Source organism: Agromyces sp. NPDC055658 (assembly GCF_053618155.1).
Genome location: NZ_JBSHHD010000109.1, coordinates 1 through 1,308, shown reverse-complemented (window position 1 = coordinate 1,308; position 1,308 = coordinate 1). Strand labels below are relative to the sequence as shown.

The window sequence follows — 1,308 nt, the reverse complement described above, 5'->3', positions numbered from 1 at the left end:
GGCGTAGACGGCGAGCACCGCGATGGCCAGCGCCCCGGCCCGCGTCGAGGTGCGCGCGCGGACCACGAGCCACAGCGTGCCGAGCATGCACAGCGCACCGAGCAGCGTGAAGCTCAGCATCGGAAAGGTCAGCTGGGCGCCGGCGTCGGGCAGATAGTGCTGGGCGGTGCCCTTTTCGGCGGGTGTTCCGCGAAGCGAGGCCAGCAGGTACGGGCCCCAGGTGATCAGGGCGATCGCCCCGGAGATCAGGGCGATGACCAGCAGACGCAGCAGGGGGTCGATCCGGCGTCGGGCGATCGCCAGCACCAGCGCCATCAAGGCCAGCGTGAACGCGCAGTAGGCCAGCAGCAGGGTGTAGAAAAGGGCGGCGAAGCCGAGGAAGATCCCGACGCCGATGACAGCGGCCCAACCCCCGTTGCGGGTCTTACCTCTCAACCCCGACCAGGCCAGCACGAACACCGGCGGCAACAGCACGGTGATGATCGCGGCGTAGGGCTCGGTGGAGGAGTAGGCCAGCATGGCGGCGGTGCTCGCGGTGGTCACGATCAGCGCGCATTCGAAGCGAATCATGGTTGCCCACAACACGAAAGCGAGTGCCACGGCGATGGTGATCGAGACGATCGACCAGGGCTTGAACATCTCCCAGGCCGGGGTGCCGGTGGCCGCGGCGATGCGCCCGCCCATCCAGAACCAGCCGGCCGGGTAGTACGGCGGAAGCCCGAAGTAGGTCATGTCGTGCAGGCCGGGGGCATCGGCCAGCCGGGTCAGGTACTCGGTGCGGAACTGCTGGTCGACCGAGACCCCGAACAGGTACAGCTTGGTGGCGCCCAGCGGCATCGCCAGGGTGACCACCGAGAACGCGGACAGGAAGATCAGCGCGGCCAGCCGGGCCAGGGTGCGCCGGCCTTTCCGCCAGATCAGTCCGGCGGCGAAGATTCCGGCGAGCGCGCCGACCTGGCCCACAGTGGTGAGCGCGTGCAGTTGGTTGGACGTGTTGTAGGCCGGCCATTGGACCTGGGCGATCGCGGCGATCGACACCCCGGCCACCGCCGAGGCGAGCATGAGGGCGATCACCATGTGTCCGGTCACCCTGGCCGGACCGGCCAGTCCGGCCTGCATCAGATGGGAAGCTTGCGGAAGATGGGCCGCGGGATGTGCCGCAGAACCATCATCACGTAGCGGAACGCGCCAGGCGCCCAGACCAGATCCTTGCCCTTGGCCGACGCGGTGACGGCCAGGTTGGCCACGTATTCCTTGTCGACGGTCAGCGGGGCTTCCTTGACGTGGGCGCTCATGCGGGTGCGCACC

The 1,308-nt window shown here is 68.6% G+C and carries 2 protein-coding genes; both read right to left on the bottom strand.

Translation table 11 applies throughout. The annotated features are described in order from the left end of the window. Positions 1–1,119, bottom strand: a 1,119-nt coding sequence (locus ACWGPE_RS18885) for an arabinofuranosyltransferase (protein WP_452049296.1), incomplete at its 3' end; no start/stop codon positions are given. Then, on the bottom strand, positions 1,119–1,308 hold a 190-nt coding region (locus tag ACWGPE_RS18880), incomplete at its 5' end, for a hypothetical protein (RefSeq protein ID WP_452049295.1). The genes ACWGPE_RS18880 and ACWGPE_RS18885, both read right to left, overlap by 1 nt.